General features: G+C 63.2%; 7 protein-coding genes and 1 tRNA gene. 7 read left to right on the forward strand and 1 reads right to left on the reverse strand.

What is annotated here, in order from left to right; genetic code table 11:
* Positions 1 to 133: 133 nt before the first annotated feature.
* The 7 genes from AC6H0W_RS09845 (at position 134) to ggt (ending at position 11,910) form a co-directional block, all read left to right on the forward strand.
* A complete protein-coding gene (locus AC6H0W_RS09845; protein WP_497576980.1) occupies positions 134 to 2,266 on the forward strand; it encodes a 3'-5' exonuclease in 2,133 nt (710 codons plus the stop codon).
* On the forward strand, positions 2,266 to 4,320 hold the full coding sequence (locus AC6H0W_RS09850; RefSeq protein WP_497576981.1) for a sodium:solute symporter family protein: 2,055 nt from the start codon (positions 2,266 to 2,268) through the stop codon (positions 4,318 to 4,320). The genes AC6H0W_RS09845 and AC6H0W_RS09850 overlap by 1 nt, the downstream gene beginning before the upstream one ends.
* Before the next feature lie 55 nt (positions 4,321 to 4,375).
* Positions 4,376 to 4,466, forward strand: a tRNA-Ser gene (locus AC6H0W_RS09855).
* A gap of 487 nt (positions 4,467 to 4,953) precedes the next feature.
* Entirely contained in the window at positions 4,954 to 5,925 is a 972-nt protein-coding gene (locus AC6H0W_RS09860) for a sensor histidine kinase (RefSeq protein ID WP_497577344.1), read from the forward strand.
* On the forward strand, positions 5,922 to 6,353 hold the full coding sequence (locus AC6H0W_RS09865; protein ID WP_497576982.1) for a response regulator: 432 nt from the start codon (positions 5,922 to 5,924) through the stop codon (positions 6,351 to 6,353). Before AC6H0W_RS09860 ends, AC6H0W_RS09865 begins: the two co-directional genes overlap by 4 nt.
* A 6-nt stretch (positions 6,354 to 6,359) precedes the next feature.
* Positions 6,360 to 10,184 (forward strand): two-component system response regulator, encoded by a 3,825-nt coding sequence (locus AC6H0W_RS09870; protein ID WP_497576983.1) that lies wholly within the window; start codon positions 6,360 to 6,362, stop codon positions 10,182 to 10,184.
* The gene (ggt, locus tag AC6H0W_RS09875) at positions 10,177 to 11,910 is read left to right on the forward strand and encodes a gamma-glutamyltransferase (RefSeq protein ID WP_497576984.1); all 1,734 of its coding nucleotides are present in this window, start codon (positions 10,177 to 10,179) and stop codon (positions 11,908 to 11,910) included. The genes AC6H0W_RS09870 and ggt overlap by 8 nt, the downstream gene beginning before the upstream one ends.
* Here ggt and AC6H0W_RS09880 read toward each other — a convergent pair.
* Positions 11,900 to 12,529 carry a YbhB/YbcL family Raf kinase inhibitor-like protein gene (locus AC6H0W_RS09880; protein ID WP_497576985.1) on the reverse strand — a complete coding sequence of 210 codons (630 nt, stop codon included), beginning with the start codon at positions 12,527 to 12,529 and terminating at the stop codon, positions 11,900 to 11,902. The two genes, ggt and AC6H0W_RS09880, sit on opposite strands and share 11 nt — an antisense overlap.
* Between the last annotated feature and the right edge of the window lie 12 nt (positions 12,530 to 12,541).

The raw sequence follows: 12,541 nt of genomic DNA on the forward strand, positions 1-12,541 counted from the left end.
GGATTCGATGGATCAGCACGACCAAAGTGCATGAGGCGACAGTGTTCATATACGCAACTCCGGAAAGTAGCTCAGCAGGCAGCACCTTGCCCATGCGGCAAGCGCTGCGGATGCGGCGTGGTGGGAGCGCGTAATGAGCACATGGGCACGCTTGGTTCTGGTGTTGGGTCTGGCGGGTGTGCTCGTATTCGGTTCGGTCGGGTTGGCTGCATGGGTGTTGTGGGCGATTGCCGACGAGCCCGCGCGTGCTGCCTTGATGATGGGTGCCGAGGGGCGTGTGGCTCCGACGGTGGCAGCCCTGGCGCTGGCGTACGTGGCCTTGGTGATGGTGTTGCGGTCTGTGCTCAACGCGCATTTTCAGCGTGCTCGCAAGATCGGCGAGCACATCTGCACCATGAACGAGGCCAACCCCGACCTGCGGCTTGAGCCGGATGTGCCGAGCGAATTTCAGGCCATCGTGCAAGGCGTCAACGCGCTTGCGGACAGCCGCGAAAGCTTGCGGGCCAGCATCGCCTCCCAGGTCGATGCCGCCAAGGCGGCGCTTAAGAGCGAGCGTAACCGGCTGGCGGCCTTGATGAGCGAATTGACCCAGAGTGTGGTGGTCTGCAATCGCGATGGCCGCATCCTGCTTTACAACGCCCGGGCTCGAAAGCAATTCCGCGCGTTGTCCGACGCGCCGGAGGTGGCCGACGGTCGAGAGCTGATCGGGCTGGGGCGGTCGATCTATTCGGTACTGGATCGCAGCGTGGTGCAGCATGCGCGCGAAGTCATCGAGCGCCAGATGCGCCGCGGCTCGAGTTCCGCAATGGCGAGCTTCATCAGTGCTCGGGGCGGCAGTCTGTTGCGTGTTCGGGTATCGCGCGTGCCGCCTGGGCAAGACGAGGGTGAGTCGGGGGCGGGCGGCTTCATTCTGCTCTTCGACGATATTTCGAATGATTTTCGGCGTGATCGGCGCTGTGACGAGTTGGTGCTGTCACTCAGCGATGAACAGCGCCCGGCCTTGAGGCGTGTCCAGGCGGCGCTCGATGCACTGGAGCGCAATGTAGACCCAGCGCAACTGGCTGAGGCGCGCGCAGGCCTGGATGAGCTCGCACGACGCATCGAGGATGCCAGCAGCGAGTTCGGCAAGACCGTGCGAGGCCGTTGGCTTTTGGAGAGCATGCGCAGCGAGGAGGTGTTGTCGGCTGCGAAGGTGCGTATCGAGCAGCACGTCGGAGTCTCCGTCGAGCTTGAACCGCATGAGGGCAACTGGCTCTGCGTAGACAGCTTTTCCTTGCTGCACGCCATGGTGTTTCTGGCGGCACGAGTGGTGGATGTGTCGTCTGCGCGTAAATTGATCCTGAATGTCGAGCACGGCGAGAAGCAGTGCTGCATCGACATGAGTTGGGGCGGCACCGCAGCCAGTACCGAGACGCTGATGGCGTGGCAGATCGAGCCGATTGACGTAGGGGGTTTCGATAGCCCGCTGAGCGTGCGTGATGTCATGCAGCGGCACGGCGGGGAAGTGCAGGTGTTGCGCGACAAGGGCCGTCAGCGGGCTGCATTGCGTTTCGTGTTGCCACAGAGCGAGGGCGAAGACGCGCAAACCGATGTACATGGTGACAGCCGGCCCGAGTATTACGATTTTGACCTTTTCAAATGGTCGAGCCCCTCAGGCGTGCTCGACGACGTGCCCCTCGGCGCCCTCAGTTACACGGTGTTCGATACGGAGACGACCGGCCTCGACCCGACAGGAGGGGACGAGATCATCCAGATCGGCGCCACGCGCATCGTTAACGGCAAGCTTCGACGGGGTGAATCGTTCAAGCAACTGGTCGACCCCAGGCGCGGCATGAGCGCCGAATCGATTGCGATTCATCACATCCAGCCAGAGGACTTGCGCGATCAGCCAACGATCTCCGACGTGTTGCCCGCATTTCGTGCGTATGCGGCGGATTCGGTGCTTCTGGCACACAACGCGGCGTTCGACATGCGCTTTCTGGAGTTGAAGGAGCAGAGCACCGGGGTGGTGTTCGACCTGCCGGTGCTCGACACGCTGCTGCTCTCTGCTTGGTTGCATCCCAACCAGGAATCGCATCGTCTCGAGGCCATTGCCGAACGGCTTGGAGTGCCGGTGGTGGATCGGCATTGCGCCCTGGGCGACGCCATGATGACGGCCGAGGTGTTCCTGCGCATGTTGCCGCTGCTCTCCGAGCGGGGCATACGTACGTTGGGTGAAGCCCGCGCCGCCAGCCAGAAGACCTACTTTTCCAGGCTTAAATACTGATGCCGGACGGATCGAAGCCGTTCGCGCGCCGGCTCGTACGCAACTACGTGCTGTATGCCTTCACCTTCGTTGCCTTGCTCGGTGCGCTGGCAATCGGCGAGCAGTTCGGTCTTTCGCAAAGCACCATCGGGCTGGTTTTTCTGTGTGCGACTGTCGGCATGTATGCCGGTATCGGCGTGGCCAGTCGCACGTCCGACCTGAACGAGTATTACGTTGCCGGGCGTCGAGTGCCGCCCGTCTTCAACGGCATGGCAACAGCGGCGGACTGGATGAGCGCAGCCTCGTTCATCGGCCTGGCGGGGACGCTGTACTTCTCCGGTTTCGAGGGGCTCGCCTTCGTGACAGGCTGGACGGGCGGTTTCGTGCTGGTGGCGCTGCTGCTGGCGCCTTATCTGCGCCGTTTCGGGCAATACACCATTCCGGATTTTCTCGGAGCGCGCTACGAAGGTAATGCGGCGCGCGTCGTCGGTGTGGTCGCTACGGTGCTGGCGAGCTTCGTCTATCTGGTGGCGCAGATCTATGGCGTGGGGCTGGTGACCAGCCGGTTCGTCAGCGTCGAGTTCGAAATCGGGCTGTTCATCGGGCTGGCAGGCATTCTGGTGTGTTCCTTTCTGGGCGGCATGCGCGCGGTCACGTGGACGCAGGTAGCTCAATATCTGGTGCTGATCGTGGCCTACCTGGTGCCTGTCATCATGTTGTCGTACAAGACCACCGGCGTTCCGGTGCCGCAGTTGATGTACGGGCCTGTGATGCAGCAATTGTCCGAGCGTGAAGGCGAATTGCTGTGGGATTGGCGCGAGGCCGAGGCGCGTGAGCGCTACCGCCTGCGTGCCGAGGAGTACAAGATCCGCATCGAGGGCTTGCCTGCCTCCCTCGCTCTGGAGCGGCAGGAGCGTGTGGCCGAACTCAACGCCTTGTTGGCTCGCGACGCGCCGGCCCGCGAAATCGTGCAACTCGAACGAGCGCTGCGCGACATCCCGACAACCCCCGAGGCCGCGCGCGAGCAGTGGGGGGACGAGCTCGACGAGGCGTTGCGGCGATCGGCTGTACCTGCCCGCTTTGCGGAAGCCCATCCGGGGGTGACCCCCGAACAGTCGGCGGTGTCCCGCAACAACTTCATTGCGCTGGTCTTCGTGCTGATGATGGGTACAGCCGCCTTGCCGCACATCCTTACGCGCTACTACACCACGCCGGGCGTGACGCAGACACGCAGTTCGGTGTTCTGGACATTGTTCTTCATCTTGCTGCTGTATCTCGCTGCGCCCGCGTATGCCGTGTTCGCAAGATGGGAGGTCTACAGCAATCTGATCGGCACCGAGATTGCAGCCCTGCCGTCCTGGGTGGCTTCATGGGGGCGGGTAGGGCTTATCAGTTTCGAAGACATGAACGGCGACGGCATTCTCCAATTGGCCGAGTTGAGCCTGAACACTGACGCCATCGTGCTTGCAACGCCAGAGATTGCCGGCTTGCCCTACGTGGTGGCGGGGCTGGTCGCCGCCGGCGGCCTGGCTGCAGCGCTGTCGACCGCTGATGGCCTGCTGCTGACCATCTCCAACGCCCTGTCGCACGACCTTTATTACAAGGCTCTCAACCCCGAAGCGCCGCATCACCGGCGGCTGCTCATGTCGAAATCGGCTTTGCTGGTGGTGGCGGTTGCGGCAGCCTGGGTTGCCTCGCTGCGACCCGACAACATTCTGTTCATGGTCGGAATGGCCTTCTCGCTGGCGGCTTCAGCATTGTTTCCTGCGCTGGTGCTGGGCATCTTCTGGCGACGAGCCAACCGCGCAGGCGCCGTGGCCGGCATGATTTCTGGCCTGCTCCTCACGCTGTATTACGTGATCCGTACTCATCCGTTCTTCGGCGGTGAGTTGTCGGCAGCCTGGTTCGGGATCAACCCGATCTCCGCGGGCGCCTTCGGTGTCGTGCTCGGGTTCGTGGTGACAGTCGCCGTCAGCCTGCTCACCGCACCGCCCTCGCGCGAGACGCAACGTCTGGTGGATTTTCTCCGAACGCCGGACGATGGGCAGGGCGAGTCGCAACGCGTAGAAGCCTGATTCGCGCAAAGGGGTTTATCCACGCGTGAGTTCTGCTAGAATGCGCGGCTTCCGTGGAGAGGTGGATGAGCGGTTTAAGTCGCACGCCTGGAAAGCGTGTTCAGGGTAATACCCTGACGCGGGTTCGAATCCCGCCCTCTCCGCCATGGAATTCCCCTTGAAAAGCACGCCCTCTGTGGCGTGCTTTTTTTTGCTTTTTTTTTCGCACTGCTCGCGATTGCCGCTTTCTTGAGCGAACACAGCGAGTGCTTTGCGCTCATTCACTTAGCGCATTCATCCACGAGTTGCCCACAGGCTTGCGCACGGAACATGGGGATAAGAATCCGCTGCGGGCGTGATTGTTGTGTGCTTGTGATCTGCCCTTGGAGTTCATCGACTTGCGAAACCATGGGGGCAGGAGCCGAAAGTGTGGCTCATTCGGCGCGCCTGAGTCACGGGTAGCGCTCGCGCGGCATCGATAGGGCAGCGCATGCCCGAAAAGCGTGAATTAATTCACGCTACGGCGCTGTGCCATACAGGCAGGCATTGCGGGTTGATCTCGCTTGCTTACTATCGAATATTGGCGTGACATGAGCGTGGTGTGCATGAGGCACGCCTGCATGCAGACAAAGCGGAGGACGAAGTTTGTCCGATATGCACTGCAAACCGGGGCGCGAAGCGACGCGAATCGTCGCGGGCTACGCCGTGTTCAGCCTGTTCTGGATTCTGGCGTCGGATCGTCTGATCCTTGGCATCGCCGACGCCGACCCTCAGCTTGTGTCCGCATTGCAGTCGTGGAAAGGGATGGTGTACATCCTCATCGTCTCCATGGCCTTGTACTTCATCATCCGTCGGGTGTTGGATCGGCAGGCTGAATCGGAAGGTGCCTTGGCTGCGCTCAATGCCGACCTCGAGAGCCGGGTGGCCGAGCGAACGGCTCAGCTTGAGGCGGCCAACCGCGAGCTTGAATCCTTCTCCTATTCCGTTTCGCACGACCTGAAAGCGCCGTTGCGCGGGGTGGATGGTTACAGCCAGATCCTGCTGCTTGATTACGCTGACCGTCTGGACGATGAAGGGCGCGAGTTGCTGGGCAACGTGCGCAACGGCGTTAGCCAGATGCATGGCCTGATCGAAGACATGCTGGCGTATTCGCGTATCGAACGACGTGCGCTCGAAGTGCATGCCATGCCGCTCGACAGCATTGCTGCGCAGCTCATCGGGCAGCGTGAAACCGACCCGGGTGCGCATTCCGTGATCATCCGCTGTGAGCTCCAAGGCATCGTCGCCCGCATTGATCGTGATGGCTTCGCATTGGCCTTGCGCAACCTGCTCGAGAACGCCATCAAATTCAGCCGTGGCCGCGACCGGCCGAGCATTGATATCGGTGCGCAGGAGAGCGATGATCACGTGCTGCTGTTCGTGCGTGACAACGGCATCGGCTTTGACATGCAATACCATGAACGCATATTCGACATTTTTCAGCGGTTGCACAGGGCAGAGGATTACCCCGGTACCGGCGTGGGGCTTGCGCTGGTGAAGAAGGCCGTCATTCGCATGGGTGGCCGTGTGTGGGCCGAAAGCGCGCCGGGCGCGGGAGCAACGTTCTTCATGGAGCTACCGAAGTGACGACGGAATTACTGCCGCAACCGATACTGCTGGTCGAAGACAACCCGGTGGACCTCGATTTGACTCAACGGGCGTTCCGGCGTCGCCGTTTCGGTAACCCCGTGGAAGTGGCGCGTGACGGCGAAGAGGCCTTGGCCTTCATCGGCCGCTGGGATGCCGGTGAGCCCCTGCCTGCCGTGATACTGCTCGACATCAAGCTACCCAAGATCAATGGGCTGGAGGTGCTGCGGCAGCTCAAGGCGCACGAGCGCTATCGCTTCATCCCTGTGGTGATGCTGACTTCATCGAGCGAGAACACCGATCTGCGCACGGCCTACGAAATAGGCGCTAATTCGTACATCGTCAAACCCGTGGATTTCGGCAAGTTCATGGAGGTGGCCGAGCAGATCGAACTGTTCTGGTGCGTCCTCAACCGGGCGCCGAGGTAGCCCGCCATGCGCGTCCTGTATGTCGAAGACTCAAGCAGTGACGCCGACTTGGCCAAACGGATGTTTGCGCGCAATGCGCCGCACATCACGCTCGAAATAGCCCCATCGCTGGCGGGCGCGCGTGCCTGTCTCGGGCAGGCCGCATTCGATGTGGTGTTGCTTGATCTGGGATTGCCCGACGGCGGCGGCATCGAGCTGCTCAGCGAACTGCATGAATGCAAGCCTTCGCCCGCGGTGGTGGTGCTGACCGGCTCGGGTGAGCAGGACGCGGCATTGGCGGCTTTGAAGGCCGGCGCCGATGATTACGTCACCAAGCGCGACGATTACCTTGTTGGTCTCCCTGCCGCGCTCACCTCCGCATTGGCGCGGCATCGCGAGCACAGCCTGCGCCGTACCCGACGCATGCGCGTGCTGTACGCCGAGCCGAACGCTTTTGATGTCGATCTGGCGCGTCGTCACTTTACCCGTCACGCGCCGCACATTCGTCTGGAAACGGTTGCACTTGCCGCCGATGTGCTGTCACGCATGTCGGCAGAGCATGTGGATTGCCATGACGCGATCGTGGTGGATTACCGGCTTCCCGGCATCGACGGGCTGGAGCTGGTGCGCATCCTGCGAAGTCAGTTTCGCGTCGAGAAGCCGATCGTGCTGCTGACCGGGCACGGCAGTGGCGAAGTCGCCGCCAAGGCTTTGCGTCTGGGAGTGGATGACTATCTTCCCAAGCGCGACGGCTATCTGTTCGAACTGGTGGCTACGCTCGAAAAGTTGCAGGTCCAGCTCGAATTGAAGCGCGAGCGTGCAGAACTGTTGGTCAGCGAAAAGCGCTTCCGCGACCTGTTCGAGCACACCCCGGCGGTGGCGGTTCAGGTGTTCGGGCCCGACTGCAAGGTGTTGTTCTGGAACCGTTCGAGCGAAGCGCTGTATGGCTACAGCGCTGATGAGGCTGCGGGTCGCGACATCGCCGACCTGATCGTGCCGGAGCACGCGCGCGAGGGCTTTCGCAAGGCCGTGAGGCAGTGGGCCGACGATGGCGCAGCCGTGCCGGCTGCCGAGCTCGTGCTGAGTCACCGTGACGGGCGCGAGCTGCATGTCTTCTCCAGCCTCGTGATGCAGATCGGCGCCAACGGCGAGAAAGAAGTCTATTGCGTCGACATCGACATGAGCGAGCGCACCGGCAAGCGGCGCCTGCAACAGGCACGTGGAGAGGTGCTTGATTTGATCGCCGCCGACGAGCCGCTTGAACGCACGCTGTCTGCGGTCGTGGGGCAGGTGGAATGGCTGCTTGGCAGCGCATGGCGCGTTGATCTGCTGTGTTTCGAGTACGCCAATGATCCGCTGCTCAATTTCCGGCGCGCCGGGCTCGGTCCCTTGGCTGCGGAGGTGGTCAGTCGGTGTGCCGATTCGGCGGGGCCGCCGTTGTACCGTTTGCCGGCCGTGGCGGGCGAGGAATATTCGCTAGCTCCGTGTGCAAGCTTGCGAGACGAGGCCGGCAAAGCCATCGGTGTGCTGCTGGCGCATAGCGCTTCACCCAGCGCAGAGGCGGGCCGGCGCGACGAGGTGTTGCTCGAGTTCGCGGGGCTGGCGGCCTTGGCGCTGCAGAAGTGGCGCATCGCCCATGCAGTGCATCAGCGTGAAGATGCCTTGAGGATGGCGGCTCATGCCGCGCTCGAGTTGCTCAGGCAGGACAACCTCGAGGACGCATTAGACCGGGTACTGGAATCCCTCGGGCGTCATATCGGGGGCGACTCCACCTACATCTTCGAGGTCCATCCGCATTCGCTCAGCGGCAAGCCTGCCGCCAGTATTCGTCACCGCTGGGAGTGCGAGAGCATCGACTTCAGTACGCCCGATGCCGAAGTGACCGACCTGGAGATTGACGAGATTCACCTCGGGCGATGGCTCGCCGCCTTGCAGCATGGACAGGTCATCGCCTGCGACATTGATGATTTGTCCGACGAAGAGCGCGGTTTTTTCGCAGACAAGCAGATTGCCAGCATCATGCTGCTGCCTTTGCTCAGCCGTGGTCGGCTATGGGGCTGCGTGGGCATCGAGACGGCCCTGCGGCGCAGGCGCTGGACTGCGGCGGAGGAGAGCGTGCTGAAGATCGTGGCGGCGAGCATTTCAGCCGCGCTGGAGCGCAAGGATGCGCTCGACAGTTTGCGCCGCGCGGCAGCGGTGTTCGAGAGCACGCGCGACGGCGTGGTCATCACCGATCTCGAAGGCAATATTCTGGCGGTCAACCGTGCCTACTGCGAGATCACCGGCTACGCCGATGCCGAAGTGGTCGGGCGCACGACTGCCATTGTGCGCTCCGACCGTCACCCGCCCGAGTTCTACTCGGCTATGTGGAATGCGCTGCGCGAGCACGGCTATTGGCAGGGCGAAGTATGGAACCGCCGCAAAAGCGGTGAAGTGTGCCCGCAATGGGTGAGCATCAGCACCGTGGCGGACGATCACGGCTTGCCGGCACAGTATGTCGGGGTGATGACCGACATCAGCCAGCTCAAGCACTCCGAAGCCGAATTGCAACGTCTGGCGCATTTCGACCCATTGACCGGTTTGCCCAACCGGGTGCTGGTGAATCTGCGGCTGGAGCATGCCATCGAGCAGGCGCGGCGCAAGCAGCTTGGCATCGCCGTGCTCTTTCTTGATCTGGATCGCTTCAAGGACGTGAACGACAGTTTCGGCCACCCGGTGGGTGACGAATTGCTGGTGTTGATTGCAGAGCGGCTCAGGAAGCGCGTGCGCAGCGAAGACACGCTGGCGCGACTGGGAGGTGATGAATTCCTGATGGTCATGGAGGATGTGACTTCGCCCGACGATGCCGCAGTGGTGGCGCGTGCGCTGATTCGCCTGCTCAAAGACCCCTTCGCGCTGTCGGGCGGGCATGAAGTGTACGTCGGCCTCAGTGTAGGCATCAGTTGTTATCCGCAGGACGGCACGACCACCACCGAGCTGATCCAGCATGCCGATGCGGCGCTCTACAGCGCCAAGGCGGACGGACGCAGCACTTATCACTTCTTTACCGCCGAACTGAGTCTGGCCGCGCAGCAACGTGTGGAGCTGGAAACGCGCATGCGCAGGGGGCTCGAGCGCGGCGAGTTCGAATTGCACTATCAGCCGCAGATCGATTTACGCAGTGGCCAGATCGTCGGCTGCGAGGCCTTGCTGCGCTGGCGAGACCCCGAGCGTGGTCTGATTCCGCCGGGTGATTTCATTCCGATTGCCGAAGACAACGGCCTTATCGTGCCCTTGGGCGAGTGGGTGTTGCGGCAGGCCTGCGAGCAGGCCATGCGCTGGGACGCCATGGGCTTGCCGCCACTTACCATGGCAGTGAATCTGTCCGGGCGCCAGTTGTGGCAAACCGATCTGCCGGCGCGCGTGGCGGCGATCATGGCCGAAACCGGCATGCCCGCCGAGCGCCTTGAGCTGGAGCTTACCGAGAGCACCATCATGGGTCACGAGGTGATCGCCGGTGAGCGTCTGCGCGCGCTCAAGAGCCTCGGAGTGACGCTGGCCATTGATGATTTCGGCACGGGGTATTCTTCACTTGCCTACCTCAAGCGCTTCCCGATCGACGTGCTGAAGATTGATCGGGAGTTCGTCCGCGATTTACCCTCAGACATCGGCGACATGGAGATCGCCGCAGCCATTGTCGCCATGGCGCGAACCTTGCGCATGCGGGTGGTAGCCGAAGGTGTCGAAACGGGGGAGCAATTGGATTTTCTGAAAAACCAGTCCTGTGATTTGTGCCAGGGTTATCTCTTCAGCCCGCCGGTGGCGGCCGAGGCGTTTGCCGAATTGCTGGATGCAGAGACGGCGGGTGGTTAAACGCGGTCTTGCTTGTCTGTGCGCCGCCGGCTTGCTGGCGCTGACGCACGCTGTAGTCGCCTATGCGGATCGTGCAGCCCCTGAAGCGGCTACCGGCTTTGCGCAGGTTTCCGTCGCCCGCGCGGCGACGATGGTCGTGACGGCCAATCCACATGCAACCGAAGCTGCCGTTGCCATCCTGAGCGAAGGGGGTACGGCGGTGGATGCCGCCATTGCGGCCGTGCTGGTGCTCAACGTCGTCGAGCCGCAATCTGCAGGCATTGGCGGCGGGGCCTTCATGCTGCATTTCGATTCGGCCCAGCAGCAGGTCGTGGCGTGGGATGGCCGCGAGACGGCGCCTGCTGCTGCCACCGAGGCCTTGTTCCTGCAAAACGGCAAACCCATGCCGTTCTTCGAGGCCGTCGTGGGTGGCCGGGCCGTGGGCGCCCCCGGTTTGTTGCGCATGCTCGAAGCGGCGCATCGCGAGGGCGGGCGATTGGCGTGGGCACGACTGTTCGAGCCGGCCGTCACGCTTGCGGAGCATGGCTTTGCCGTGTCGCCGCGTCTGCATGCGCTGCTCGACGGTGATCGGTTCTTGCGCAGTGATGCCCAGGCACGCGCGCTGTTCTATCAAGCCGACGGGCGCGCCGTTCCGGCCGGGCATGTGCTGCGTAATGCTGATCTGGCCGTGGTGTTGAGGCGTGTGGCGGCTGAGGGCGCAGATGTGCTTTACACCGGTGATCTGGCGCGCGACATCGTCGCGGCAGGGCGTTCGGAGCCTGCGCCGGGCGTGCTGGAAGCAGATGATCTCGCCAGCTATCGCCCGCTGCGGCGTGAGGCCTTGTGCGGCCCCTACCGCAGCTATCGCGTTTGCGGCATGCCTCCGCCCAGCGCGGCCGGAGGTACGGTGCTGGCGATGCTGGGCATGCTGGAAGGCTTCGACATGGCGCGGGCTGACGCCGTGCACACGGCGCATCTGTTTGCCGAAGCCGGCCGCCTGGCGCATGCCGACCGGGATGTCTGGTATGGCGATCCAGCCTCGATGAGCATGCCGGTCGCCGCGTTGACCGACGCCGAGTACCTGGCCCAGCGCTCACGGCTGATCGACCCTGCACGCAGTATGGGCCGCGCAAGGGCAGGGCGACCCTCGGCGGCGCAGGTGCCGCAAGCGCATGCGCCCGAGCGGCCGGCCACCACGCATGTCTCCATTGTGGATGCCGCTGGCAATGCCGTGGCACTCACGGCGTCCATTGAAAACGTCTTCGGTTCGCGCCGCATGGTGCACGGCTTTTTGCTCAACAATCAGCTCACGGATTTCGCCTTTTCGCCCGAGCGGGAGCAAGGCGTGCCACACCCCAATCGCGTGGTGCCGGGCCACCGCCCGGTCAGTTCGATGGCGCCCACGCTGGTGTTCGATGAGAGCGGGCAACTGCATGCCGTGCTGGGTTCGCCCGGCGGCAGCCGCATCATCAATTACGTTGCGGCAAGTCTGGTGGGGCTGCTGGACAAGCAGATGGATCTGGCCACGCTGTTGAATGGGCCGCACTTCGGCAGTCGAAACGGGCCGACCGAAGTCGAGGACACGCCGGCCGGGCGTGAGTTGGGCAAGCGCTTGCGCGCGTTCGGCCATGAGCCGGTGGTACAGCCAATGACCAGCGGCCTGGCGGTGATCGTGCGCGACGCGAACGGCTGGCAAGGCGCAGCCGACCCGCGTCGCGAGGGTGTCGCTGCCGGTCTCAGCCCCTGAGCTTGGGGTTCAGCGTGTAGGTGCCGGTGATGCTGGCTTCGGCCAGCACATGGCCGGCGATGGCAGCACGCACGTCGGCACCGGTAAAGCGCTCTTCGACCGCGCAGCGCGGCACGTCCAGTGCGTACAGCGTGAACACGTAGTGGTGCAGCAACTCATCATTCCACGGAGGGCAGGGGCCGTCGTAGCCGTGGTAGTCGCCGCCCATGTCCTTGTCGCCGGCAAACCAGTTGGTGTAGTCGTTGATGCCCTGGCGCGTGCCGTCGGGGCCGGCCGGGCCGTCCTTGCCGCCCGGCGTGACCTCGGACGAAAAGCTGCCGGCCGCAATCTCACGCGTCTGTGCCGGCACATCCACCAGCACCCAGTGGAAGAAATCCACGCGCGGCAGGTCGGCCGGCACGCTGCGATCGCCCTTGTTCACGTCATCGCCGCGGCTCGGCACGTCGGGGTCGTGGCACAGCAGCACGAAGGATTGCGTGCCGGCGGGCACGTCGCTCCACGCCAGATGCGGGTTGCGGTTGGCGCCCAGGCACACGTGGCCTTCAGCGGCCGGGATGCAGAAGGCAAAGTCGCCGTGAATCTCGGCGCCGTCGGTGATGCTCTGACTGGTCAGTTTCATGCGGTCTCCTTG

Source organism: Pseudazoarcus sp. NS20 (assembly GCF_059703745.1).

Bases quoted from the DNA above. Each gene is read 5' to 3' on its own strand.
- AC6H0W_RS09845 (WP_497576980.1), top strand. From the start codon at position 134: ATGAGCACATGGGCACGCTTGGTTCTGGTGTTGGGTCTGGCGGGTGTG.
- AC6H0W_RS09850 (WP_497576981.1), top strand. From the start codon at position 2,266: ATGCCGGACGGATCGAAGCCGTTCGCGCGCCGGCTCGTACGCAACTAC.
- AC6H0W_RS09860 (WP_497577344.1), top strand. From the start codon at position 4,954: ATGCACTGCAAACCGGGGCGCGAAGCGACGCGAATCGTCGCGGGCTAC.
- AC6H0W_RS09870 (WP_497576983.1), top strand. From the start codon at position 6,360: ATGCGCGTCCTGTATGTCGAAGACTCAAGCAGTGACGCCGACTTGGCC.
- AC6H0W_RS09880 (WP_497576985.1), bottom strand. From the start codon at position 12,529: ATGAAACTGACCAGTCAGAGCATCACCGACGGCGCCGAGATTCACGGC.